This window comes from Hyphomicrobium zavarzinii ATCC 27496 (assembly GCF_000383415.1).
Classification (GTDB): Bacteria; Pseudomonadota; Alphaproteobacteria; order Rhizobiales; family Hyphomicrobiaceae; genus Hyphomicrobium_C; species Hyphomicrobium_C zavarzinii.
The window spans coordinates 295,613-318,865 of record NZ_KB911257.1 but is presented as its reverse complement, the minus strand read 5'-3'; the positions used below and the strand labels follow the sequence as shown (position 1 = coordinate 318,865).

The 23,253-nt window shown below is 64.8% G+C and carries 27 protein-coding genes and 1 tRNA gene; 12 read left to right on the top strand and 16 right to left on the bottom strand.

Features of this window, described 5'->3' with window-relative positions:
- Positions 1-45: 45 nt before the first annotated feature.
- Both F812_RS0109445 and hemC read right to left on the bottom strand, forming a co-directional pair.
- Positions 46-783, bottom strand: coding sequence for a uroporphyrinogen-III synthase (locus F812_RS0109445; protein ID WP_020085728.1), 738 nt, complete (start codon positions 781-783; stop codon positions 46-48).
- On the bottom strand, positions 783-1,712 hold the full coding sequence (hemC, locus tag F812_RS0109440; RefSeq protein WP_020085727.1) for a hydroxymethylbilane synthase: 930 nt from the start codon (positions 1,710-1,712) through the stop codon (positions 783-785). The genes F812_RS0109445 and hemC overlap by 1 nt, the downstream gene beginning before the upstream one ends.
- 63 nt (positions 1,713-1,775) lie before the next feature.
- On the opposite strand from hemC, the gene tsaD reads away from it, so the two are divergent.
- The 4 genes from tsaD to F812_RS0109420 all read left to right on the top strand — a co-directional run bounded on the left by tsaD (position 1,776) and on the right by F812_RS0109420 (position 5,186).
- Positions 1,776-2,927, top strand: coding sequence for a tRNA (adenosine(37)-N6)-threonylcarbamoyltransferase complex transferase subunit TsaD (gene tsaD, locus F812_RS23345; RefSeq protein WP_020085726.1), 1,152 nt, complete (start codon positions 1,776-1,778; stop codon positions 2,925-2,927).
- A gap of 87 nt (positions 2,928-3,014) precedes the next feature.
- Positions 3,015-4,010, top strand: a complete 996-nt coding sequence (locus F812_RS0109430) for an NAD(P)H-dependent glycerol-3-phosphate dehydrogenase (protein WP_020085725.1) — start codon at positions 3,015-3,017, stop codon at positions 4,008-4,010.
- Between the two features lie 67 nt (positions 4,011-4,077).
- A complete protein-coding gene (locus tag F812_RS0109425; RefSeq protein ID WP_020085724.1) occupies positions 4,078-4,530 on the top strand; it encodes an EVE domain-containing protein in 453 nt (150 codons plus the stop codon).
- Positions 4,527-5,186, top strand: a complete 660-nt coding sequence (locus tag F812_RS0109420; RefSeq protein WP_020085723.1) for a class I SAM-dependent methyltransferase — start codon at positions 4,527-4,529, stop codon at positions 5,184-5,186. Before F812_RS0109425 ends, F812_RS0109420 begins: the two co-directional genes overlap by 4 nt.
- Positions 5,187-5,192: 6 nt before the next feature.
- Here the strand turns inward: F812_RS0109420 and F812_RS0109415 are convergent, their stop codons facing one another.
- Positions 5,193-5,456: a hypothetical protein gene (locus F812_RS0109415; protein ID WP_020085722.1), complete on the bottom strand. Its 264-nt coding sequence runs from the start codon at positions 5,454-5,456 to the stop codon at positions 5,193-5,195.
- Between the two features lie 219 nt (positions 5,457-5,675).
- Between F812_RS0109415 and F812_RS0109410 the strand changes: the two genes are divergently transcribed.
- A tRNA-Thr gene (locus tag F812_RS0109410) sits at positions 5,676-5,751 on the top strand.
- A 109-nt stretch (positions 5,752-5,860) separates the two neighbouring features.
- On the opposite strand, the gene F812_RS0109405 is transcribed toward F812_RS0109410, so the two are convergent.
- Together F812_RS0109405 and F812_RS23340 are read right to left on the bottom strand one after the other, a co-directional pair.
- Positions 5,861-6,049, bottom strand: a complete 189-nt coding sequence (locus tag F812_RS0109405; RefSeq protein WP_020085721.1) for a hypothetical protein — start codon at positions 6,047-6,049, stop codon at positions 5,861-5,863.
- Positions 6,050-6,164: 115 nt separating this feature from the next.
- Complete coding sequence (locus tag F812_RS23340) at positions 6,165-6,356, bottom strand: hypothetical protein (protein WP_020085720.1); 192 nt, start codon at positions 6,354-6,356, stop codon at positions 6,165-6,167.
- A gap of 154 nt (positions 6,357-6,510) precedes the next feature.
- Here F812_RS23340 and F812_RS0109395 point away from each other — a divergent pair, with 154 nt between their 5' ends.
- Positions 6,511-6,858 (top strand): DUF883 family protein, encoded by a 348-nt coding sequence (locus tag F812_RS0109395; RefSeq protein ID WP_020085719.1) that lies wholly within the window; start codon positions 6,511-6,513, stop codon positions 6,856-6,858.
- Positions 6,859-6,904: 46 nt separating this feature from the next.
- On the top strand, positions 6,905-7,120 hold the full coding sequence (locus tag F812_RS0109390) for a hypothetical protein (protein WP_020085718.1): 216 nt from the start codon (positions 6,905-6,907) through the stop codon (positions 7,118-7,120).
- A gap of 256 nt (positions 7,121-7,376) precedes the next feature.
- Here F812_RS0109390 and F812_RS0109385 read toward each other — a convergent pair whose 3' ends face one another.
- Entirely contained in the window at positions 7,377-8,258 is an 882-nt protein-coding gene (locus F812_RS0109385; protein ID WP_156827345.1) for an SDR family NAD(P)-dependent oxidoreductase, read from the bottom strand.
- 443 nt (positions 8,259-8,701) lie between these two features.
- On the opposite strand from F812_RS0109385, the gene F812_RS0109380 reads away from it, so the two are divergent.
- Entirely contained in the window at positions 8,702-9,100 is a 399-nt protein-coding gene (locus F812_RS0109380) for a phasin family protein (protein ID WP_020665372.1), read from the top strand.
- A 63-nt stretch (positions 9,101-9,163) separates the two neighbouring features.
- On the opposite strand, the gene F812_RS0109375 is transcribed toward F812_RS0109380, so the two are convergent.
- Entirely contained in the window at positions 9,164-10,387 is a 1,224-nt protein-coding gene (locus F812_RS0109375; RefSeq protein ID WP_020085715.1) for a hypothetical protein, read from the bottom strand.
- A 453-nt stretch (positions 10,388-10,840) separates the two neighbouring features.
- On the opposite strand from F812_RS0109375, the gene F812_RS0109370 reads away from it, so the two are divergent.
- The gene (locus F812_RS0109370) at positions 10,841-11,851 is read left to right on the top strand and encodes an ELM1/GtrOC1 family putative glycosyltransferase (protein ID WP_020085714.1); all 1,011 of its coding nucleotides are present in this window, start codon (positions 10,841-10,843) and stop codon (positions 11,849-11,851) included.
- Positions 11,852-12,019: 168 nt separating this feature from the next.
- Positions 12,020-15,667, top strand: coding sequence for a mechanosensitive ion channel domain-containing protein (locus F812_RS0109365; RefSeq protein ID WP_020085713.1), 3,648 nt, complete (start codon positions 12,020-12,022; stop codon positions 15,665-15,667).
- A gap of 296 nt (positions 15,668-15,963) precedes the next feature.
- Here F812_RS0109365 and F812_RS0109360 read toward each other — a convergent pair whose 3' ends face one another.
- From F812_RS0109360 to F812_RS23335, 3 genes are read right to left on the bottom strand one after another with little or no spacing between them, the layout of a single operon-like run.
- Positions 15,964-16,212, bottom strand: coding sequence for a hypothetical protein (locus F812_RS0109360; RefSeq protein WP_020085712.1), 249 nt, complete (start codon positions 16,210-16,212; stop codon positions 15,964-15,966).
- A 24-nt stretch (positions 16,213-16,236) separates the two neighbouring features.
- On the bottom strand, positions 16,237-16,473 hold the full coding sequence (locus tag F812_RS0109355) for a hypothetical protein (RefSeq protein ID WP_020085711.1): 237 nt from the start codon (positions 16,471-16,473) through the stop codon (positions 16,237-16,239).
- Between the two features lie 11 nt (positions 16,474-16,484).
- Positions 16,485-16,709, bottom strand: a complete 225-nt coding sequence (locus tag F812_RS23335) for a hypothetical protein (protein WP_020085710.1) — start codon at positions 16,707-16,709, stop codon at positions 16,485-16,487.
- A gap of 253 nt (positions 16,710-16,962) precedes the next feature.
- Between F812_RS23335 and F812_RS0109345 the strand changes: the two genes are divergently transcribed.
- Entirely contained in the window at positions 16,963-18,198 is a 1,236-nt protein-coding gene (locus F812_RS0109345) for a hypothetical protein (protein WP_020085709.1), read from the top strand.
- Positions 18,199-18,236: 38 nt separating this feature from the next.
- On the opposite strand, the gene F812_RS0109340 is transcribed toward F812_RS0109345, so the two are convergent.
- The 4 genes from F812_RS0109340 to F812_RS0109325 form a co-directional block, all read right to left on the bottom strand.
- Positions 18,237-18,464 (bottom strand): hypothetical protein, encoded by a 228-nt coding sequence (locus F812_RS0109340; RefSeq protein WP_020085708.1) that lies wholly within the window; start codon positions 18,462-18,464, stop codon positions 18,237-18,239.
- A 519-nt stretch (positions 18,465-18,983) separates the two neighbouring features.
- Positions 18,984-19,295, bottom strand: a complete 312-nt coding sequence (locus tag F812_RS0109335; RefSeq protein WP_020085707.1) for a hypothetical protein — start codon at positions 19,293-19,295, stop codon at positions 18,984-18,986.
- A gap of 514 nt (positions 19,296-19,809) precedes the next feature.
- The gene (locus tag F812_RS0109330) at positions 19,810-20,223 is read right to left on the bottom strand and encodes a hypothetical protein (RefSeq protein WP_020085706.1); all 414 of its coding nucleotides are present in this window, start codon (positions 20,221-20,223) and stop codon (positions 19,810-19,812) included.
- A 91-nt stretch (positions 20,224-20,314) separates the two neighbouring features.
- Positions 20,315-21,430 (bottom strand): tyrosine-type recombinase/integrase, encoded by a 1,116-nt coding sequence (locus F812_RS0109325; RefSeq protein WP_156827343.1) that lies wholly within the window; start codon positions 21,428-21,430, stop codon positions 20,315-20,317.
- Between the two features lie 88 nt (positions 21,431-21,518).
- On the opposite strand from F812_RS0109325, the gene F812_RS23330 reads away from it, so the two are divergent.
- Positions 21,519-21,824: a helix-turn-helix domain-containing protein gene (locus F812_RS23330; protein ID WP_020085704.1), complete on the top strand. Its 306-nt coding sequence runs from the start codon at positions 21,519-21,521 to the stop codon at positions 21,822-21,824.
- Positions 21,825-22,531: 707 nt separating this feature from the next.
- Here the strand turns inward: F812_RS23330 and F812_RS0109315 are convergent.
- Together F812_RS0109315 and F812_RS27275 are read right to left on the bottom strand one after the other, a co-directional pair.
- Positions 22,532-23,005 carry a hypothetical protein gene (locus tag F812_RS0109315; protein ID WP_020085703.1) on the bottom strand — a complete coding sequence of 158 codons (474 nt, stop codon included), beginning with the start codon at positions 23,003-23,005 and terminating at the stop codon, positions 22,532-22,534.
- Positions 23,006-23,059: 54 nt separating this feature from the next.
- A complete protein-coding gene (locus F812_RS27275; RefSeq protein ID WP_083929163.1) occupies positions 23,060-23,248 on the bottom strand; it encodes an HGGxSTG domain-containing protein in 189 nt (62 codons plus the stop codon).
- Positions 23,249-23,253: the final 5 nt, after the last annotated feature.

Sequence of the window (23,253 nt, the reverse complement as noted above, 5' to 3'; positions counted from 1 at the left end):
TCCAGGGGCTTTGGGGTCGGACCTCGAGGGGGGACGAGGTGGGACCTAGAAAGATTCTGACGCCTCGTGGGCGATGAGAGCAAGCATTTCTTGCGAATTGGGCGATCGAGCGACTGCGAAATTGACGGGCTCCAGTCTTGCGAGCGCACGGCCCACCGCGTCCGACAGACAGAAGTGCACCAGGCGGCGCACCGAATCCGCAAGCCCGAGTTCGGTGATCAGCCCGGCATAGACCTTGGCCGTTCTGGGCGACATGAGAACGACGCCGTCCAGAAGACCGGCCCGGAGTTTAGCCGTGACCTCGTCGGGAAAACCGCTCGCGGCGTGAGTTTGGTAAACGATCTCGCGGCGCACCTGAAAACCCGCGGCTTCGAGGGCGCCCTTGAGATCCACGGCCAGGGTTTCGCCCGAGAGATGCACCAGAACGCCGGCCGCGGGGTCGATGTCGGATTTGATCTGCGCCAGCAACTCCCGCCCCGTGCCCGCGCCTTCGACGACGGTCCGAAAGCCGATCTCCCGGCCGAACGCGGCCGTCGCCGGACCGACCGCAAGTAGTGGCAGCGCGAGTACGGCCTCGCTCGGAAGTCCCCGCCGGATGAAGGCCTTGAGGCCGTTGCGGCTGGTCGCGATGAGGGCCTGCGCGCCCGCGAGGTTCGGGACGGTGTCGGTGTAGCTGACGGACAGCATCGGCGCCTGCACGACCGCATGCCCCATCGCTGTGAGCGCGGCCGCGAGCGGATCGCCTTCCGGCCCCGCTTCAGGTCTTGTGATGAGGAGACGCATCAGGGAGCCCGGTTGACGTGGGCGTGCGCGCCCTGCTTCAGGAGGGTATCGGCCGCGGCGATGCCGAGCGCCGCCGCGTCTCCCGCCGGTCCTTCGATGGCGGTCGAGAAGCACTCCGACCCGTCGAGCGAGAACGTCATGCCGCGGAACGAGAGGCGGTCGCCCCGAAGCTCGGCGAGGCCCGCGATGGGCGTGCGGCAGGAGCCTTCGAGGCGGCGCAGGAATGCGCGCTCGGCCGTGACGCGGATCGCCGTCGTCTCGTCGTTGAGCGGCGCAAGGATCTGGCCGATCTCGGCATTGTCGCTGCGCATCTCGATGGCGATGGCGCCTTGCGCGACCGCAGGAAGGATGTGGTCCACGGGGATTTCGGACGTGATGCGGTCGGCAAGACCGAGCCGCTTCAGGCCCGCGCAGGCGAGAAGGGTCGCATCCGCCACGCCTTCCGCGAGCTTGCGCAGCCGTGTCTGTACGTTGCCACGGAAGGCCACCACCTTGAGGTCGGGCCGCACCCGCTGCACCTGCGCCTGCCGCCTCAGGCTAGACGTTCCGACGACGGCGCCGTGGGGAAGAGCGTCGAGGGAAGCATACTTGAGGGAGAGGAACGCATCCCGCACGTCCTCGCGCGGCAGCACGGCGGCGATGCCAAGCCCGTCAGGAAGCTGCGTCTGCATGTCCTTCATGGAATGCACGGCGAAGTCGATCTCGTCGGAAAGCAGCGCCTCCTGAAGCTCCTTCGTGAAGAGCCCCTTGCCGCCGAACTCCGCGAGCGGACGGTCCACGATGATGTCACCGGTGGTTTTGTAGGTCCGGATCTCGAAGGCGTCCTCGGGCAGCCGGTGTGCCGCCATGAGACGCCCGCGCACCTCGTGCGCCTGGGCGAGAGCGAGCGGCGATCCACGTGTACCGATACGATAGGTGCGAGCTTGCAAGTCTTGGGCTCCGGATGCTAGGGGCGACGGTCTAGGATGGACCGTCGGCAGGCGGCGCCATTAATGCCCGCCCGGCGGGTCGAACGCAAACGGGACGAGAACGTGCCGGCCGAAGTCAGGGAAACGACACCGTCGCCGGGCCGCCTCGTGGTTCTCGGCATTGAGACGAGTTGCGACGAGACGGCGGCCTCCGTGGTCGTCCGCGACGAGCAGGGGGGCGGCCGCATCCTCTCCAACGTCGTCCGCTCCCAGCTCGCCGAGCATCGGCCCTATGGCGGCGTCGTGCCGGAGATCGCGGCCCGCGCCCACGTGGAATGCCTGGACAGCTTGGTGAAGGCCGCGCTTGCGGAAGCCGGTCTCGGGCTGGGGGATCTGTCGGGCATCGCCGCGACCGCCGGTCCTGGTCTGAACGGCGGCCTCGTGGTGGGGCTCGTGACCGGCAAGGCGCTGGCACTGGCGAGCGGCCGGCCCTTTCTCGCCATCAATCATCTGGAGGCCCACGCGCTCACCGTGGGGCTCACCGACGGCATCGCCCCCCCTTACCTCATGCTGCTGGTCTCGGGCGGGCACACGCAGACGCTGCTGGTCGAGGATGTCGGCCGTTATCGCCGCCTGGGCACCACCATCGACGACGCCGTCGGCGAGGCCTTCGACAAGACCGCCAAGCTTCTGGGGCTCGGCTATCCCGGCGGCCCTGAGGTCGAGAAGGCCGCCCGCGACGGAGATCCTAAACGTTTTCCCTTGCCCCGCCCGATGATTGGGCGCCCCGAGCCGCATTTTTCGCTCGCCGGCCTCAAGACCGCGGTACGCCAGCGCGCCGAGGCGGCCGCTCCTCTGACCGATCGCGACGTGTCGGACCTGTGCGCCGCCTTCGAGGCCGCCGTTTGCGACATCGTGGCCGACCGCGTCGGCCGCGCCATGGACATGGCCGAAGGCGCCTTCGGCCCGGATCGCCCGCGCCGCCTCACGGTGGCCGGAGGCGTGGCGGCCAACCGGAAGATCGGCGCTGCCCTCGCGCGGCTGGCTGCCGAGCGGGGTTTTGCGCTCTCAGTCCCGCCGCCCGCCCTCTGCACGGACAACGGCGCCATGATCGCCTGGGCAGGCGCGGAGCGCTTGGCGCGCGGCTGGGTGGATGGGCTTGATTTTGCGGCGAGGCCCCGCTGGCCGCTTGATCCAACCGCTCCCGCTGCCATCGGGGCTGGCGTAAAAGCTTGATCACGGGAAACAGGCAAGTACTGTCCCTGCGCCGCTGGGGACGCGGCAACGCGCCCGTCCCGGGGGCCCAATTGGGAGCGTGAGCTCATGACCATCAATCGCATCGGTGTCATCGGGGGCGGAGCCTGGGGAACCGCGCTTGCGCAGACCCTCGTTCTCGCCGGGCGCGATGTCGTGCTGTGGGCGCGCGAGCCGGACACCGTGGCCGACATCAACGAGCGCCACGTCAACCGCTCGTTCCTTCCTGGCGTCGAGCTGGATACCCGGCTCAAGGCCACCGCGCGCCTCGAGGACTGCGCGGCTTCCGATGCCATTCTGCTGGTTTGCCCCGCCCAGCACGTGCGTGCCATCACCGCGACGCTGGCCCGCCTCGTCCGCCCCGGCCAGCCGCTCGTCGTCTGCGCGAAGGGCGTCGAGCAGCAGACGGGCAAGCTCTTGGGCGAGGTCATCGCCGAGACCGCGCCGGATGTGATGCTCGCCGTGCTCTCAGGCCCGAGCTTCGCGGCGGACGTGGCCCGTGGCCTGCCCGCGGCGCTCACCATCGCCTGCCGCAACGAAACCCTCGGCAGGCAATTGGCCGAGCGGCTGGGGGATCGCCAGCTTCGCCTCTATTGGTCGGACGACATCGTCGGCGTCGAGCTGGGCGGCGCCTTGAAGAACGTGCTCGCCATCGCCGCCGGCATCGTCCACGGCAAGGGCCTCGGCGCCAGCGCACACGCAGCCATCGTGACGCGCGGCTTTGCCGAGATGCGCCGGCTCGGCCACGTGCTCGGCGCGCGGCCCGAGACCATGATGGGGCTCTCTGGCCTCGGCGATCTCGTCCTCACCTGCGGCAGCGTGCAGTCGCGCAATATGAGCCTGGGTCGCGCGCTGGGCCAGGGTGAGACGCTCGCAGCCGTGCTCGGCGCGCGTGTTGCCGTGACCGAAGGTGTCTACACCGCGGCGGCCGTCGTGCGGCTTGCGGAGGAGAAGCGCATCGAGATGCCGATCACGGAAGCCGTACACGCCGTTCTGGAAGGGCGCGTGAGCGTGGACGATGCCATCTCCGGCCTTCTGCGCCGCCCGTTCAAGGCCGAGGACTGAGGCTTGAGACACGCCGAATATGGCGTAAGGTGCACCCCGTCCTACACACTCGGAGATCGACGCTTCCATGGCCTATTGGCTTTTCAAATCCGAGCCCGACGCGTTCTCCTGGGATGAACTCGTCTCGAAGGGCGCCAAGGGCGAGCCTTGGACGGGCGTACGCAACTTTCAGGCGCGCAACAACATGCGCGCGATGCAGATCGGCGATCTCGGGTTCTTCTATCACTCGAACATCGGCAAGGAGATCGTCGGCATCTGCGAGGTGATCGTGCTGGCGCATCCGGATGGAACGGACGACACGGGCGCGTGGGAGTGCGTGGACGTGCGGGCCGTGGAGCCCATGCCGCGCCCCGTCACGCTTGCGGACGTGAAGGCCAATCCGAAGCTCGCCGAGATGAAGCTCGTCACCGCCTCGCGCCTCTCCGTGCAGCCTGTGACCGAAAAGGAGTGGGCCGAGGTGTGCCGCATGGCCGGCGTGGCGCCTTCGCCGGCGAAACGCACCAAGAAAGCCAAGGCGTGAGCGCCCCGAACGAGGCGCCCCGCGCCGAAGCGTTCATCGCTGCCAACACACGCCCGCTCACGCCGCCGCTCGTGCCGGAGATCCGCCTTCACCTTGCCGAGGAAAGTCTGCCCATTTGGCAGAAGACCGAGGAAGAGCTGGGCGAGATGAACGTGCCGCCGCCTTACTGGGCTTTCGCCTGGGCTGGCGGACAGGCACTTGCGCGCTATCTTCTCGATACGCCCGCGCTCGTGCGCGGCCTCTCCGTCATCGACTTGGGCTCGGGCTCCGGTCTCACCGCCATCGCTGCAAAGCGCGCAGGGGCGGCGAAAGTTCTGGCTGCCGACATCGACGCGTTTTCGCTTGCGGCCGTGAGGCTCAATGCGGCGCTCAATTCTGTCGAAGTGGAAACCACGGGAGAGGACTTGCTGGCCAGCGCGCCGGAGCGGGCCGACGTGATCCTGGTCGGCGATCTCTTCTACGAGCGCGAGCTTGCGGCCCGCGTCACCGCCTACATCGAGCAGGCGGCCGCGTCCGGCGCCTCCGTGCTGATCGGGGATCCCAAGCGCTCCTATTTTCCGGTTGGCCGGTTCACGCTCGCGGCGGAGTATCAGGTTCCCGTAACCCGCGAGCTCGAGGACGCCGAGATCAAGCGCACGTCCGTCTGGCGGCTGTGATCCGCGTCACTGCGGAGTGCCGGGCTCGTCGTGCCGCCGCAGAAGCTTGGCGTGGAGCGCCCGCGCCGTCGCCTCGATTTCCTGCATCCGCCCATGCCTCATCTCGGACGCGACCACCTTCAAGGCTGCGGCCAGGGTCATCGGGTGACTTAGGCCGAGCCTCACCATGATGCGAACCGCCTCCTCGTTGGCGTGGTCCCGCACATTGATGGGTTGGCGCATCCGCGCGATCAGATCGTCCAGAACAGGGTTCCGCGACGTCATTGTCATGCTCCCCCTCCGTGTGTGGTGGAGTGACGAGGTCCGCCATGTTAACGCTTTGACACCCAAAGTGGGTTCCGAATCCTGCGCCCCGAGGGAATGCGGCGGCTGGCCCCAGGCCGAAGACAGAATTTGCTGAAGGCGGGGCCTTGAACGCCGGGCCGTTTCGGCCTATCAAGGCGCGCTGCTGAGCCTTATTTTGTAAGTCGGCTCCCGCACGGCAGCCTCGCCGCAATAGCTCAGTTGGTAGAGCACGTCATTCGTAATGACGGGGTCACAGGTTCGAGTCCTGTTTGCGGCACCACTATTTCCAGGGACTTTCGAAAAATCTATCTCGTCGGCGCGCCACCGTGATCGTGGCCGGCGCGCGCGCCGCCGGATCTGGGCGAACCGGCGTTTGTGGGGCGATACCCTTACATCAAAACCTGATTGCGGCCCCGAAGCTCCTTCCAGGCCGCGAAATCGATGACCTCACCTCCGCCAGTACGCGTGATCGGCCGGGTTGTGACGACATACCGGCGCTTGGCGAGGTTCTGAAGGAGCACGGCCAGGCTCGTGCCAAGGACAAGAAAGCAAAGGGTCTGCTTTTGCGAGTCTTTCATAAGGGGCCCCCGAACGAATCAGCCCCTTATCTTCGCCAGCGCGCGACTCCCTCTCTAGTGCGAGGGAACCACAGCCGGGACCAAACCCGGCCGCTCCCGGCACTTTAGCTGGCGCCTAGTGCAGCCCGAGCACCGCTTCAACGAGCCGTTGTGGATCACGCTCGCCCTCGCGCGCGGCCTTGAACAGCCGCATGGTCATGAGGTCGAGGGGAATGGCGGCGCCACATGCCATGCTCTCGGTCATGGAGGCGTCGAGCACGGCTTTGAAAAGTTTGATGTCGCTGTCGGTGTAGCCGGACACGTTCATCTGAGCGCCCTCGCGAAGAGCTGAAGATCTCTCGTCGAACGCGCCACGCCGAGCGTGGGTTCCGGCACCCGCTGGAACGAAATGCGCGCTTCTGCGTTGACCGGTTGAACCTTCCCATTCACCCCCGTTCACTCACAACGCCAAGGAGCAGCACATGGCCCAATCGTTCGAGTCCTATCAGGGCAACGCATCGGCGCGCGCCCGCGACGCGCAGGACACCGTCCAGCAGCTCAAGAACAAGGCCGAGGATGTCGCCGATACCGTCAAGACGGAAGGCGCGAAGGCGCTGAAGAGCGCGGGCGAGAGCGTGGACGAGGCGGTCTCCGCCACCAAGCGCTTCGTGCAGGAGCAGCCGCTTCTCGCTCTCGGTGTCGTCGCAGCGTTCGCCTGCGCGGCCGGTGCGCTCTGGAAGATGTCGCCGGCCCGCCGCAACAACGATCTGCTCGAGCGGCTGTCGGATTACGTCGAGCCCGGGTATCGCGCATTGCGCCGCCGCATCTAGAACGCGCGGCGTTTTTAGATCGCAGATGGGATTTCGGGAGGAAACCATGACAGTGAAAGAAAAGCTTCCGAAGGCCGAGCTCGAGAGCCAGCTTGACGAAGCGCTCAAAGACACGTTCCCCGCGAGCGATCCCGTCTCGGTCGGCGACGTGACGGCCGACAAGCCCGACCGCCCTATTGGCCGCAAGCCCGCAAAGATCGACAAGGCTCTTGTCGAGAAGCTCGCGCGTCAGGTCGCAGCAAAGACCAAGGGCGCGGCTTGAGCGCGGCAAACGCGAAACGCGCTCCGTGACAAGGTCACGAGCGGTTAAGACTTCTTAATACGGATTGAAAGCAATGGCGGCGACCTATCGAGACTCTTCGTCTCGCCAGGCCGCCGCTATCTGCAACCAAGGTACGCGGGACCAATTCCCTGGCGCTTGAGTGTCATTAGAGCGCGAAATCGTTTCAACTCTGCAAACTTTGTTCGATCGGGAACGCTAAGGACGCAATCCGTACAATTGGTCGCACCGGAAGAGATCAAGAAGCGCGGCGCGATCCGTTTGAAAGCAGAAAGCCCACCAGCGGCACACTGAGGGCGTGAGGCAGGAACTTGAGCGCAATTGCATTGAGCGCCGGGAGAACGCCGGGAACGATCACGGTACGGCCAATTCGGTAGCCTCTGTAGGAACTGCGCGCCACCGCCTCCGCGCTCATGCTCGGCACCAGGGTTCTGTAGAGCGCGCCCTCCGCCCGCATGGAGCGATGGAACGTCGTCTCGACGGGCCCCGGCGCCACCACCGCGAGGCGCACGCCGCGTCCACGAACCTCGTGGCCCACCGCCTCCGTCAACGAGATGAGATAGGCCTTGCTCGCATAGTAGGCCGCTTGATTGGGGCCAGGCACGAGCCCGCCGAGCGAACCCACGTTCAGGATGCCGCCACGTGCACGCGCGAGCATCGCGGGCAACGCGTGATGCATGAGGCGGGTCGCGGCGGTGACGTTGAGAGCGATGAGCCGCTCGATGTCCGCGTCCTCCTGTTCAACGAATGGCCCGGAAAGTCCGATGCCCGCATTGTTGACGAGCACGTCCATATAGAACCCGGCGGCCGCGAGCGCGGCGTCCAGCCGTTGCGGGGCATCCGGCGCCGTGACGTCGAGCGCAAGCGGAACCACGCGAGACTTGGTCGAGCGGGAGAGCTCCTGCACGGTCTTCTCGAGCGGATCCGGCGCGCGCGCGATCAGAACAAGATCGTGCCCCGCCTCCGCGAAGCGTTGCGCAAGCGCACGTCCTATTCCACGCGACGCACCGGTGATGACGACGGCAGGCGAAAGATCGCGAACGAGAGCGAAGGCCTCGGGCTTCGGAGCGGCAGCACGCCTGATCCAGAGATCCGCGAGTGACACGAAAAAATTCGACATGGGCTCGCTCAATTTGAGAACGCCGTTCGCGGGGAAATTTTCCGCGTTGAGATGAGGAACGCACGAACGGGTTTGATTTTGAAGACCAAACGCCAAAGCCGTTGAGAAGGATCAATCTGCGTGTGATTTTTGAACGCATCTCCCAGCCGGGACAAACCGTCGCAAAGGTGCCTGGATGTTGTGGATAACTTCGAAACAATCGCGCATTGTTGCCTAAGCGACGAGCACACTGTGGGTGCTCGATCACGTGATAAGGGAGGAGATCGTCTCGTTCGTGAGAGCGCTCTCCTGGGATTGGTCGCCAGGCTCATTTCCGCGCCAGTCCGGAATAGTGATGTGCAACCACAGAAGGCATTGTGCATTTCACAATTGCCGATCGCGTCTTCGATATTTGCGTAGGTCCGGCGTCTCGTGCAGCCGGACGACTGGTGGAGGAGCGTACGATGAATGCAAACGCGTCAAGATCGCTAGCCGACCAGGGCCTGGATAAGAATCCAGGACTGGCCTCCTTCGAGGCCTGGTTGAGTATGAACCGGCCGATGTTCGCAGCCATGACCGAATTGAATGGGCGCTTTCTCGAGCAGGTCTCGCGGGCGAACAACGAGTGGCTGGGCTTCGTCAATCGGCGCTTGAACGAGGATATGGCCGCCTCGCAGCGGTTCATGGAATGCAAGACGGTGCAGGATCTGTTTGCGGCGTATTCCGACTTCATTCAGCGCGCGCAGCAGCAGTACCAGGCCGAGTTCCAGTACTTCGCCCGGCTCAACCAGAAGCTCGCCGATGAAACGGCGAGTGTGATCAAGTCCCACATGGATGAGGTCGAAACGGACATTCGGCACTAGCACCCTGCCGAAGCAACCCGCTTTGAGATCCGGCGCGCAGTTCTGCGCGGCCGGAGTGACCACTTATTGTGTTGCCTCCGTCGCCTTCACGTCCGATCCGACGAACACGCGGCGGGCAAACGGCGACATCAGAACCACCACCGCCAGCAGCGCCAATCCGATCAGAACCGCAACGGCCAGCGTATCGGCACCCGAGCCCAGATAGCGCACGATGATCGAGACCAGCAGATCGTACTTGAACACGGCGATCGTACTGGCGGCCACGCCGGCGAGCTTGGCGGCCAGCTCCAGATCCTGATCGTGCTGGCGGAACGAGAACAGCAGCAACAGCATCGCCCACGCGCCGAACAGGAAGCTCATCAGCGTCACAATGGAGCGAAAGCCGCCCTTCTGCTGCACGCCGAACAGCGCATCCGCAGACTGGACGTAAGCCTGGCTCATCAGCGGGAAGAAGATCATCGCCGCAGCGCCGACCAGCACGCTGACCTCGATCCGGCTGATGCGATCCGGATAGTGCCGCTTCACGCCGGTATGCCGCAGCGTGAGCAGGACGCTGATGGCGAGCAGCAGGAACAGGAAGAACACCTTCGCCGGCAAGAGAAGCTTGTGAATGCGCCCCGTGATCGACTGCTGCGTCGGATCGACGTACAGGCGGTCGATCGTCGATTGGAAGCGCTGCTGCGCGCGGCAGCATTCCGCATCCGTGCTGAGGCGCGGCGCTTCCGACAGTGGCGTCGAGGCGAAGCAGAAGCGCTTGGTTTCCTCGGCAGTGCCGGCCTCGATCAGCGGTTCCGCTTGGCAGGAGCGATAGAATTCCCGCACGCCGATGCGCCGGCGGCTGACCTCGGAGAGATTGGTGACGCCTTCGATCAAGGCGATGCGTTCGCAGGGCTTGCTGGCATCGCCGCACCCCGCAGGCTCGCTCTTGTCGGCCATGAGCGTCGCCGGCTTGATGTCCCACACCGAGCGGTGCGGATTGGCCGAGAGCCCGAGCGCGATATAGACCGCCGCCGCGCCGACGATGATGAGGCCCACGAGAAACCTGAGGCGCCCGAACGAGACGTGCCGCCAGTACATGTCCACGAAGGCGCAGGACGGAAGATAGAACGCCGCCAGCGCCACCAGCCCGAGCGTCGGGAAGAAGAGAAAGAGGTGGCTGTCGAAGGTCGCGAAGATCAGCGCCTTCTCCGGGCCGAACTCCCAGAACAGGAGGGCCGTCTGCGCGACGAAGGAGAGCGCCAGCAGGAAATAGACGACGAACACGAAGACGCGTGCACCGAGAGACATGAAAAGCCTGCCTGGAAGTGAACCCTATGCGCCAGTATGCCGGAGGGAGACGCGGAAAGCCTAGAGCATCCGGGCAACGCCCCTTTGACGCCTTCCGTTTTCCTCGAAGGGTGAGCAGCCGGGCAAGCCCCCGTCCGCACGATCCCTAATGCCCCCGTCCGATCCGGCGCTTCCGAGCGCGCGAACCGGGGCTGAATGAATTGAATGTCTGGAGTATTACGTCCGCAATCGGTGCCGATCAAAGAAAATGTTTGTCGGCTGACGACGGCTTGGGGCATCCGGGTTGAACCCGAGATGGATCGTCCCCCGGAACGTCGGCCCCAGGAGCGTTTGGCGGAGGCTTCGCCCGATGGACAAGATCGGTGAGGTTTCAGAGAATGGCCCGACGGGACACACGGCTAGGGGATACGCCTGCAACATCAACCGACAGACACAGGACACGGCACCAGGCCCGTGCGCGTGCTCCTGATCTCCGACGGCCGTCCCGGCCATTATCGGCAAAGCGAAGGCGTCGTGGCCTCGCTGAGCCGCCGGGGCCCCATCGTCGTTGATCGCCTCGAGATCGGCTTGCGCCTGCCGCTTCCCAAGGCGTTGGTGCCGAAGCTCGGCCGTCTGCTGCCGCCTGGTTGGTTTCTTCCCGCCGTGCATGGCGTCGATCCCGGACGCATGGAGAAGCCCGACATCATCGTTTCCGCGGGCGGCGCCACGCTCGCGGCCAATGTGGGCCTCGCGCGGATCTGGAACGTGCCGAATGTCTTCAGCGGCTCCACGCGCGGCTTCGCGCTGGACCGTTTCCGTCTGGTGCTGACGCCCTACGCCTCGGTTGCCGAGCCGCCGAAGGTCGTTGCCGGTCCGAAACCGACGCCTTTCGATCCGGATCGCGTTCCCCTTCCCCGCCCCATCCAAAGCGCTGCCGACATGCGGGGCGCGCGCGTCAGCATTCTGATCGGCGGCCCGACGTGGTACGCGGCCTTCGAGCCGGACGACTGGCGCCGCCTCGCGTCTCTCGCGGAGGCGCTTGTCGAAAAGCTCGGCTGCCGCCTCACCATCGTCACCTCCCCGCGCACGCCGTCCGCTGCCTACGATCACGTGCTGCCGCTGGCCGGGAAGCTGGCAGGCGCGGTGTCGCTGATCGACTTCCGCACGGCCGGGCCCGGCTCCATCGAGAGATCGTTCGATTGCGACCTCGTCCTGGTGACGAGCGACTCCATGTCGATGATGACGGAAGCAGCCCTCTCCCGCCGTCCCGCCGTCGCACTGGTGCCGGACAAGGTGAAGCCCGCGCGCGATGACGAAGCCGTCGCCGGCCTCGTGGCCGAGCGCTGGCTCGCCACGCTCCCCCTCGCCTCGGCCGACGCGGACGGACTGGCGTCGCTCGCCGCGAGCCTCGAGCCCCTCGACGGCAATCACCTCGATCGCTTGGCGGCCGTGGTGTGTGCGGCAACGGGCCTGGACGCGTCCTGAAGCGCGAAGTGAGGGGGGCTTGAACGCCGTACCGCTCGCGGACAAGCCCCATGCCACACAAAGGCCAGAAAGAAGAAAAATCTACCCACCTACCCGCGCGCCGCTCGAATCGTCGAATCCCGGCGCGGATGGTTGATTGCCAGCACAGATGCGGCTAGTTCGGCGCCCATGATGAAATGTCCTCGACTGAGCCTCGGATGCGGCGCGCTTGCGTTCGCGTTCTTCGTTATGCCCGCAGCATCGCTTGCCCAGGCCCCGCCGCCTGCAGCGCATCCGGCTCCGGTCCAAGCCGCTCCTGCCGCGCAGCCGCAGGCCGCGCCACCGGCACAGAAGCCTGCTGAGCCCGCGGCCAAGCCAGCGCCGCCCGCGGCTCCCGCAGCCGCCGTGCCGCCTGCTCCTCCAGCTCCTGCTGCTGCGGCCCCTCCGGCAACAGCCCCCGCAGCCACGCCCGCGCCGGCTGCCGCGGCTCCGGCAACGCCGCCGCCTGCCGCCGCGCCCGCCCCCGATGGGGCGGCCCCCGCGCCAGCCGCAAAGGGCGACGGGACACCGGCAACCAAAGACGATGCGGCGGAAGCCCCCACCGGCCCTGAGCGCGCAGTCGATCGCATCAAATCGAGAATTGCCGAGCTCGAGGCACGCACCGACATCGCCCCGGGGATTCGCGACCAGGCTCTTACGCTCCTGCGTGCTTCGCTCGGTCAAAGCGAGGCGGCGGTTGCGAGCGCGGCTGCGGCCGGACGCTTCCAGGAATCGAGCCAGCGCGCGCCCGAGCGCCAGGCGGAAGCCAAGCAGCAGCTGGAAGCTCTGCAAAAGGAAGGAAACGACGATGAGTTTGCCAAGCGCACCGAAACGCTGCCGCTGACGGAGGCGCAGCAGGCGCTCGATGCGGCCAACAGCGAGGCGGCCACTCTCAAGACCGAGCTTGGCCAGTTCGAAACGCGGCTGCGCGACATGAGCACGCGTTCGACCGCGGCGCGCGACGAGCAGCTGGCGGAGAAGCAGGCCCTCGATGCGCTCGAGAATCCGGAGAACATGCAGCCGCGCGAAGAGGATCCGATCATCGCCGATGCGCGCCGGTCGGCGCTTCTGTCGGAGCGGCGTGCGCGCTCTGCGAAACTCAACATGCTGGATCAGGAGCTGATCAGCCTTCCCTCGCGCCAGGCCGCGACCACGGCCCGGCGCGATCTTGCAGCCGCCAAGCTCGAAAAGCTGTCACGCCGCATTCCCATTCTGGAAGCCCGCGTCAACGCGCTGAAGCAGGCCGAGACCGACAAGCGGCAGCAGGAAATCGACCGCGAAGCCCGCAAGCTCGCTTCTCAGCACCCCGTATTGCGCGCCTTCGTGAAGGATACCGAGGTGCTCCGTCAGCGCGAGGCCGAGACGGCGCGTGCGCTCGAGGAGGGCAAGGCAAAGCTCGCAGAAGTTCAGGCCGAGATCGCGCGCATTCGCGACAGCAAGGCCGCCGCCCAGCAGGTTCTGGAGATCGGCAGTATCGGCGGCGAGTTCAGCGAATTTCTGCGCACCATGCGCGCCCAGCTTCCCTCCACCAGCAGGCTCCAGCGGCGCATCTGGGATCGCGACCAGGCCATCGTCGATGCACGTCTGAAGCGCTTGCAAGCCGATGAAGGCCGCCGTGCGCTGGCCGATGCGGCCGGCATGGCAGATCGCGTGCTCGCAAGCTCGCTCAAGCAGGGCGAGCCTGTGCCGCCGCCGGATGTCCGCCCCGCCATCGAGAAGCTCGCGGTCGCCCGCCGCGAGGTTTACGTGCAGCTGCATGACGCGCTGGCCGCCCGTATCAGCCAGCTCGCCGAGCTGAACGGCGCCGAGCGGGACCTGCTCAATCAGACGACCCAGCTCGGCGCGCTTCTCAACAGCCGCCTTCTCTGGCTGCCGAGCTCAGGACCGGTGAGCTTCAGCTCGCTGAACCAGGTCAAGGAGAGCCTCGATTGGATCGCGTCTCCGGAGGCCTGGATGGCCACCGGCAAAACGCTCTTCGAGCGCTTGATGGCGAACCCGATCCCGGCGTTGGCCGCATTCGCCGTCTTCGGCGTGCTCACCGTGTTCTCGCGGCGGCTGCTGGCGCGCCTCCGCGCCATCGCCGAGGCCGTGGGCCGCTACTCGACCGATAGCTACTGGCGCACGCCCGAAGCGCTGTTGATCACGGCTCTGCTGGCCGCCAACACCCCGATCCTGATCGGCTTCGCCGGCTGGCTTCTCACGCAGCCACCCCTTGCCTCAGAGTTTGCGTTCGCCGTCGGCGCGGGCCTCCTCAGTGCGGCGTCCCTTCTCGCATTCCTGCGCTTCGCCCAGTTCGTCTGCGTGGAGGGCGGATTGTTCTCCGCCCACTTCGGCTGGTCGGATCGTGCCCGCGTGGTGCTCTGGAAGGACCTCAAGTGGCTGAAGTACGTCGTCACGCCGGTCGCGTTCATCTTGGGCGCCATCAGCGTCAGCAGCGCCCAGAACCTGCGTGATGGCCTCGGGCGGCTCGCCTTCTTTGTGGGCGCCCTGGCGGTATCGATCTTCGTGGCCCGGGTCACGGGACCGCGGCGCGGTATTTTCGCAGAGCGCCTGACGCCCGGGGGCGCGCTCTGGGTCACGCGCGTGTTGTGGCACAGCCTGCTCTGGATGACGCCACTCGCCATCGCCGGACTCGCGCTCGCGGGCTACTATGATGGCGCGGCGCAGATCCAGACCAGCCTCATCCTCTCGGTTGCCATCGCGGTCGGCGCCTTCCTCGTCTACAACGTCGCCATGCGCGAGGTGCTCGTCGCCCGACGCCGCCTCGAAATCAAGCGCGCCCATGAGCGCCGCGAGAAGGCACGTGCCCAGGCGGCCGCCGTGGAGGCGAGCGAGGCAGCCGGAGAGGCGCCCCCCGTTCTGCAGCAGGAGCCGGAGGTCGATATCGCCTCCATCAGCGATCAGACGCGCAAGCTCGTCCGTCTCATCGCGTTCCTGCTTCTGGCTGCCTGCCTGTGGTTGTTCTGGCGCGAAGCGATTCCTTCGCTCGCTCTCCTCGACGTCGCCCTCTGGCAGCAGACGGTGACGGTGGACGGCGCGACCCGCCTTGTCCCGGTGACGGTGTCCAACGTCATGGTCGCGCTCGCGATCGGCGTCATCACCTTCATCGCCGCCCGCAATCTGCCCGGGCTGCTCGAGATCACGGCGCTTCATCGCCTGCGTATCGAGGCCGGAACCCGCTATGCGGTCGGTGCGGTGAGCCGGTATGTGATCGCCATCGTCGGCCTCATCTTTGCCTTCCGCAGCATTGGTTTCGATTGGAGCCAGGTACAATGGATCGTGGCTGCGCTTGGCGTCGGTGTCGGCTTCGGTTTGCAGGAGATCGTCGCCAACTTTATTTCGGGCCTCATCATCCTGTTCGAGCGCCCGGTCCGTGTCGGCGACACGGTGACCATCGGCAATCTCACCGGCACCGTCTCGCGCATCCACATCCGCGCCACCAGCATGACCGACGGCGAGAACCGCGAGATCATCATCCCCAACAAGGCCCTCATCACCGAGAAGGTCATCAACTGGACGCGCACCGACAGCATCACGCGCGTGACGCTCAAGGTCTCGATCGCCTACGGCACGGACACGCTGCGGGCCCAGATGCTCATTCTCGAAGCGGTGAAGGCGACGCCGCAGGTGCTCGATACGCCTGCCCCGAGCGTGTTCTTCATCGGCTTCGGCGCCCACGCGCTGGAGTTCGAGGTACGCGCGTTCGTGCTGCAACCCGCTCACCGCTCGACCGTGATCAACGACCTCTACGTCGCCATCGAGCGCGCCCTGCGCGAGAAGGAAATCGCGATGTCGTAAGGTCGCGCCCTCGCGGAGCGCCATCGGCGCGTGAGCGGTACAGCGGAAGGAGATTGAGCTTCGGCCCTGAGGGCCGGGGAGCAAGGCGACCCGCGGCGAGTGCCGCGCCCTCGCGGAGCGCCATCGGCGCGTGAGCGATAAAATGGCGGGAGAGTGCCGGTCACACTATGCGGACAAAACCGCTCTAAAACAATGTGATAAGCTGGCGCTAAAACGACGAGTGCCAACAAATAGACCAACAGCAGATAGTCGTGGCAGTTGCGCGCAGGTCGGCCTGTTGGAAGAAGTGCTCGTCCCTAGCCGAGTTCTCTGCGCCCCGGAAAGAGCGCGTCCTCGATGACGTCCAAGTGCCGAGCCAACTCATGGGCCAGGAAGTCAAGTCCCTGCCCCATCGGCTTGTTCTCTCGAGCGCCATTCGCGAAGCAGGCGTCTCGGGTGCAGTAGATCATTTCGACAATCCCGCGCACGGCGTCGACGCTATCCTCGGGAAGTGGCCGCGGTTCAACGTCCGAGCCGGCGGTCTGCTGGTCGTCATGGTTCGACATTCGAAATATCCATTCGTCGGGTTGTCAGTTGCCCTTGAGGTCGGCCGGGTATTTCTCCGGGAGCCCGAACACGCCGTTGGCGATGTCAAACCCGAAATGCTTGCCCCAGAGCGACAGCCGCAGGTGCCATCCAGGCGGGACGCTGCGCTTTTTCGCCCATGATCTCACGTCGGTCGCACTTGTTCCGAGGAACTGTGCGACCTTCTCGGCACCGCCCAGGCCTTTGATCATGGCAGGGATGGTTGTGATGCGTTTCGTCATTTCCGGACCTCCTAATCCTTTCGCTTCGCACGCTTGGCTAGATAGTCGCGAAACACTCTCTCCCCCACCTCTTGCATGGAGGTCTCATCCTCCACCGCAGCAAGCTTGAGCTTTTTGTGAAGATCTTCAGGCAACCACAACAACAAGGCCTTTTTCCCATCGCGGCTCGGCTGAAGATAGCTTTCGCGCTGATCTTTCTTCGGTGACATGGCGAGATCCAGGATTGCAGTTGTCATGCGCACTTGTATCTCGACATGAGTTTAATTACAAACTTGACGATGTAGAATTATGAGTTATATTTTAAACTGTCAAGGTGATTTCTGAGGGGTATTGACCTTCCCGCCCCGCAAACCAGCGCGAGACTTCGGTCAGCAGGCAGCGGCAAGCGGCTCGGATATCGATCTTCACGCAAAAGGCCCACCGTTAGCCCCGGCACTGCAATGCCGGGCGGTGAGCCTCACGCTTCAAACCCAGCTAGGAGTTGAAAGCATGACCACGCATACCACGACCTGGCGCGTACCGCCATGGGCCTACTTGCCGCTCGGCGCGGCCATCATCGCCGAGGCGTCCGTCAACGCACTCCGCGCCTACGGGCTCGGCATGCAGCTCGAGCACTTCACCGTCAACGTCGCCGCCTTCGGCTTCGAAGCCACGGTTTCGATCGCGGGCGTCGTGCTCGTCCTCGCCGCCATCGCCATGTCGCTCTCGCAGGCTCGCGCTGCGTGGGTGGCATTCAAACCCGGCGCGCTCGCAAGGCAGCGCACCATCGCTGCCCCGATCGCGCTCCTGCTGCTCACCGTCTCCGTCGCGGCGCTCGCTCTGACGCTTCTCGAAGCCCAGCGCGGCAAGACCGGCGACGAGGGCGGCCAGCGCACCGCCTACGACATCGCCAAGGCCGACTACGACAAGGCCTCGGCGGAATGGAAACGCCTCGAAGGGGCCCGCACCCCGGCCGAGGTTCAGGCGGCCATGAGCGTAGCACCGGTCGATCGCACGGTGTTCCGCCGCACGAAGGAGTGCAACGACGTCACCCGGCAGGACAGCTTCGAGGCCTGCAAGCCGATCCTCGAACTGCGGCAGGAAATGGCCGGCGCGATCCGCAAGATCGAGCTGGAGCAGAAGCTGCCCGGCCTCAAGGCCAAGCTCGATGCGCTGCCGCGTCCGGCCGAGCCGACGTGGTTCGAGGTATATGCGGCCAGCGGTTGGGCCTGGGCATTCGGCCTCGCGGCTGTTCTGATTGCCACGTTCGGCGCACCGTTGTTCGCCGAGCCGCGAGAGGAAACCGAAGCCGACCGTTGGAACGCTCGGAAACCGTGGGCCGGGCAACTGGCGCAACCGAGCGTCAAGGACACCCTGCAGTCGTCGTTCCCGGTTGCCGGGTTGCTCGACAACGGCGGCAACTCGGGAAACCACGGCGCGGTTGGCCCTGGGCAACCGAAGCGCCCCGATGACGGCAACTCGGGCAACGGCGGCAACCGTCGCGGTCCGAAGCCCGACAATCCGCGCAACGGGGGCAACCGTCCGTCATCGCGGGTTGAATTCGAGCGCGACGTGGTCACGCGCCTTGCGCTCGGCCACAGCATCGACAGCCAGGACGCACTCGCCGACGCCCACCACGTCAACAAGGGCACGGCGTCGAAGTGGCTGAAGGACATGCGCGAGCGTGGCCTGATCCCCGCCGCCCAGCGCGTCGGCAGGTGCCACCGTCTCGTGGCGGCGGAGTAATTGCCGAGATTGTCGGCAATTCCTTGAACCCCGGAGCTTCACCGCTCCGGGGTTTTGTCGTGCGGATGTATCTGGTGCGAAGTCTTGCTCGGTAGCGCTACATAGACATCGAGCCCGCCGTCCTTTGCGGTCTGGTTGCCGCCCCAGGTGACGTAGGAGGTCGAGTGGCCTCGCCGACGAAGATCGGCTTCGCACAGGCGGCCGATCAGCGTTCGCAGGTCCGTGTCGTTCAGAAGGGCGATGTCGTCGCCGGTGATTTCAAACATGTATCGAGGCCCGATCCGTCAACCGATCAACGAAAGCGCTCAACACCTATGTCTCCTGCAATCATAAAGCGTCGATGGGACCCTCGCACCAGCACCGTTGCTATGTCGGTCTTGCCTCCCCAGTCATCGACAGCGATGCGGGTGCCGGCTGCGACGTGGACGCAATCAGTCTTCGATGGATCTGACGCCGGGTTTCGAACGCCTCCGCTCTTCCCTAGGGCATCCAACAACTGGATCGTCTCGATGCTTCGCTTAGATAGGCAAGCCAAGGTCGCAACGCGGGCAACCCATAGAGCATCGCGCGGGGGAAGCGCAGAGCGACTGTCAGTCGAAACATAGGTACCCGTCGTCTTCAGAGCGTGCTGAATTTCCGCATCGAGGCGAGCATTCTCGATTGCTCTTGGAGACTGTACGCTGCCAGTTTGGCCTCCTGCCCCGGTCAACACTCGTCCGGCGAACCAGAAGACTAGCGACGCGCCGATGATCCGGCCGATCTTCCGCGCCATGCCACCCACCCGTTTAGTGGCCACTGTTGATGAGATCTTGAGCGGCTTGGCTCGGTCGCCAGTAGTCAACGGGATCTGCTCGCATGTGCCCGTTGGCGTGCGCCTCGTGCTTGCGTTGGTCGGGCGGGATTGTCTGAATGGCCGTTGTCAAAGCGTTCGCCGTCGCTCGAAGCTGATGCAGCACGGCCGCGAAAGCCCAGAACATCACCGCGAAGGAAATTGCAAGACATGCGAGTATCTCGTGGATGGCGCTTTTCGCGGCCGCCAATACTCCCATGCCGCCAAAGGCCCATAGCATCCCGGCAAGTATGAGAAATGTTTGCATTGGTCCGCGCTCCTGCAGCCTCGCCGCTTCTCATCGGGGCAAGCATTCACGTGCTTACTGCACCCCCACAAAACGTATCGTTCGTAGACGTATTTTTCTAGAATCGAACCGAGATACACACAGCGTACTAGCCTTCGATCGCTCGTTTCTAATTCGCTTTATCGGCGCTGATCGTGTCAACCGGCGCCCGCGGGGAACATTTGCGAACCCGTCACGCTTTCAACACAGTCGCCACAAGTTGCGCACACCGCGAAACCGCCTAACCGATTCTAACTACTAATGAAATTGTAAGCCATTGAATTTTATCAAAGATTCTACTTCTATCATTGACTGAGTTAGGGCGACTCCATACCTTCAACTTCGAAGCATGTGACACGGTGATTAATCTGCCTGCCGTAGCACCGCACTAGGGATTTCCGGACAGCGGGCGCATTTTGTGGGGTTGACGTGGCAGGCCCCACCTTGCTTCGAATTCAGCGCAGGCGCGCCCGGTCCGAGGCGCGCTTGTTCTGTTTCAGCGTCTCTCCTGCAACACGGTCGCCTTGCGCCGTAGCTTGATGTGCTGATTTTTCTTCGCCCGGTAGAAGCTACTAAGCCAGATTTCACTTCCCTTCTCGGCCAGCTTGAACGCAGCAATGTAGTAGCGCTCGTCCTCGGGGACTTTGTAGAACGCCAGCAAGATCGATGGCTTCTTGTTCTCCCTTAGAAGCAGTCCGTTTTTGATGGCGAATGGCAGGTGGAGCAGATCGAAGTCATTCACATCGGGATGATCCTTGTTGATGTGCTCCAGGCTCTCCGTAGATAGGTGCACATCAGGGACCGACAGCCCCAAGGCCTCCCTGACCGCATTTGGAAGCTCGCCCACCTTTAGCAAGCGCCTCGGTCTCGACCTCCGGAGTTTGTCGATATCATCCAGTGAAAGGATCATATCAATCCATTACCGGGTGATTCGCCTTCGGCCCAACTCATCATGAGAGTTCGTCACCGTTCCCCATAGATTCGGTACGGGTCGGTAAGCCCTAAAGCTTAGCGGCCGAGGTTAGCCCCACGCCCTTGATCCGATGCGGGCTGATGCGCGCCCGATCTGCGGCGGCCGTGTAGCCCATGACGATCGGGACCGATTTGTGTCCGGTGACGCTCATGATCGCCTGGACACTGGCGCCCGCCTCAGCCGCCGTGGTGCAGAAGCCGTGCCGGAGGGAGTGGCCGGAATAGAGTTCGGCCTCGCGCTGGGCGACGGCGGCCGGCACGCCCTTGCGCATAAAGTGCTCGGCAACGCGGCGCTGGATGATGCCGGTGACGCTCTGCGGGTGCAGGCGCTCGGTGGTGATCTTACCGCCTTTGAGCACTCGGCGCAGGACCGGTTCGCCCGATTTGACGGCGGCGAGAGCTACCCAGCGCTCGATCGCCTTCACCGCGGTTTCGCTTCCGTCGCGGGGCACGGTCGAAACCAGCGGTTCACCGGCTTGGGTCTTGTGCCGGATGAGGGTGACGGTCAGAGCATGAGCATCGCTGGAAAGCACGCCATCACCGTCGCCGAGGCGATCGAGATCGAGGCCAGCGAGTTCGGAGCGGCGGCGCGCGAACGCATAGCCGAGCGACAGCAAGGCAGCATCGCGAACCTCGAGGGGCGTGTCGCCCAAAGCCGCGATCACCTCCATGAGCAGCCCAGCGCGGAGCGGCGCGGCCTTGGCGATCTTTTCCGTCTTCTCGCGGCGGATGCCTTTCAGGACCATGCGCAACTCGGCGGCGCCGGTATCGAGCACGATGCCGTTGGCCTGATGCGCGGCGCCGATCGCGGCGAGCGCGGTCCTGAGCGTCGCGATCGCTTGGCCGCGCGCGCCGGCCTTGCGGCGCTTGCCGCCGACGTCGCCCTCCGTTGCGCGCTGGGCGATCCAATTCGCCACGGCCGTCGTGTCGGCAGGAAGAGCGGTGAGGCCGTTCGCCTGGCAGTGGGCCGTCCAGAGCCGCCACTGCGCGGCGTAGGCTCGCCGCGTGTTCTCGGCGAGCGACGCCGCGGCAAAGGCCCGGGCGCTTTCCGAGAGACCAGCGTGCGGAGCGACCTGTCCGTTATTGTAGGTGACGACGATCGAGTTCATGGCTTCCCCGTTGAGCCGATAGGTAGCGATAATCACCTCTTGTCACATCCAATATAGGGATATAATTTATCCCTGTAAAGGGATGCCATTGAGCCCTATTTGAAATCGTGGTTGAACGGGCGCCATGGATGAATTTCCAACCTTCGATGGCCGCCAGATCACGGCGGCTCGAGCGCTCGCCAGCTTGACGGTCGCCGATCTGGCTGAGAAGGCAGGCGTGACGCCTCGCACCGTTCATCGGATCGAGATTGGCGGGCCGTTCAGCGTCTCGCCGAGCCGACGGCACGGCCACGTCTCCGCCGATGTTTGGGATCGCATCGTTGCTGCCCTTCTCGCGGCGGGCGTGGAACTCCAGCCCGAGGATGGCGCACGAGGCAGCGGCGCGCGGTGGATCAGGCCGCGCCGCGACCGGAAGCCAGAACCCCCGTAAGAATAACGGGGGCAAAATTTACGGGCGTAATTCTTGCGGACGAATCGGGTGGGCGGTCGGGCGCAACCCGTCCGGCTCGACCCGACCCGTCCGGCCGAGCCCGACCGGTTGGCGCGCTGGCGCTGCCTCGCGCGCCTGCCCGTGAAACAGGTGACACACGGCAGACCGGCATCGCATGCCGCCAATCCCAAATTCCGGCAATGGGTGCCGGTGATCGCGCATGGTGGCACGCGCCACGAGGTTGCACACACCCCTGCCACCTGCAACCGACCTGTAACCGCCCCCCAGCTTGGGCTGGTGCGTTCGGGTGGTGCGCTCTCGTTGGTGCGCATCCGAACCCGACGCCCCCCGGTTTCCGCTGGAAACCGGCTCGGAAACCAGTCTGGCGGAAACCCTCCCGTCACAGCCCCCGGTTTCACCTGAAACCTCTTCTGAAACCAGTCGGGCTGAAACCTCGTGCGCAACACCGAGCCTCACCCGTATAGGGTGTTGCGCAACGTGGCGTGTTGCATAGATTGTTAGCCCTAGAGGGACGACGTATCCATGATGGGCAACCGCGGCAGTGCTGGGATAGAGTGTGATGCGTTTTCGCGTCGCAGTCGCCGCATGCTGCGTTGGCGCCGCGGAGAGCTGAGGAAAATCAAGCGCCAGTTTACGAAGCGCGTTCGTCGATTTGCGCGACAGGCCCTGCGCAAAGCACCAGTCGACTAGCTTCCACGCATAGACGCAAGGACTCCGGGCCTGATATGATCTTCAAGGCGCCGAGCCGCGGCGAGAACGACCCGATCGTCGTGCACCTGCTTTGCACCTGTCCTTAGATACCGGACCGCGTAGGGCCGCCCCCCGAAATCTCTATTCAGAAGAGCGACGTGCCCCTGCTCGAGCTCGGTGAGTTCGAAATCCAGGTTCCGAGCTGCGGCGGTGGAGAGGAGCGTCTGGAGATTATGGCCAATCCTCTCAACCTGTGCGTCAGTCATGCCCGCTGATCGCAGATAGGCCTTGATCAGGAGTTCGAGGCCATGCCCGACAAGAAAGGACACGGGGCTATCGAAGCGAAGGGTTAGCTGCCCTTGCTCGATCGCTCGGACGAGGTGCTCCGCCGCATCCAGATAGCTGCATCCATAGTTGAACCACCCTATTGGGCGTTCGCCGCCGCCGGTGCCTTCTGCGCTATCCGCCATTTCCTGACGCTCTCTAATACCCCATGATGCGCGACGGTTTCCGTCAAGTATAGGTCAAGGCTGAAGCGCATGGCGCTCGGCTCGCCACGTTGCCCACCGCCGTCGTTGAGCGGCCGCAATCCTTTCTCGGCCGGCATCCGAGAGAGGACCGGTGGAACGCCCTCCGTGGAGCTTACAACGGCCGTTGGGCATTGCCGGCGCCTGACATGAGGCGCCCGCGCGGGTCTTGGCGCCGCACTGCATGCGCA